Origin of the sequence: Desulfofundulus thermobenzoicus (assembly GCF_009428905.1) — a bacterium.
In the GTDB taxonomy this organism is placed as follows: Bacteria; Bacillota; Desulfotomaculia; order Desulfotomaculales; family Desulfovirgulaceae; genus Desulfofundulus_A; species Desulfofundulus_A thermobenzoicus.
This window is the reverse complement of the sequence record NZ_WHYR01000228.1, coordinates 1-424: the sequence shown is the minus strand read 5'-3', so window position 1 is coordinate 424 and position 424 is coordinate 1. Positions and strand designations below refer to the sequence as shown.

At 42.2% G+C, this 424-nt stretch carries 1 protein-coding gene; it reads right to left on the bottom strand.

Translation table 11 applies throughout. From position 1 onward, the window contains the following. Window positions 1-318 (bottom strand): GntR family transcriptional regulator (locus GFC01_RS18370; protein ID WP_243137699.1); only part of this gene is annotated, 318 nt, incomplete at its 3' end. Window positions 319-424 lie beyond the last annotated feature (106 nt).

Genomic DNA, 424 nt, shown 5'->3' with positions numbered 1-424 from the left:
TTCTAAGGCCGCCCGAATTTGATAAAGCTCCTCGACATCTTTTTCTGTTAACGTATAGACGGAATAGCCTGATCGATGATCTGCGATTAAGAGCTCGTCTTTTTCTAACAGTCTCATCGCCTCTCTTACCGGTGATCGGCTTACGCCAAATTGTTTGGCAAGCTGTGTTTCATTGATGCGCTCTCCTGGCTGAAACTGGCCATCAAATATCATTTGCTTCAGCTGTTCATAAAATTGCATGTGATACGGTGCTGGTCTTTCCATCTCGAATGAATTCATCCCATCATTCCCTCTTTTATTCATCATCTTTTGTCTCATGTTATCCAAGTTTTTCCCTCTAGGCAAGCCTGCATCGAAAAGTCAATATCGTACAATCCAAGAGAAAAAGGGTGTGCTACACTAATGATCAGTTCAGTGAAAAGAG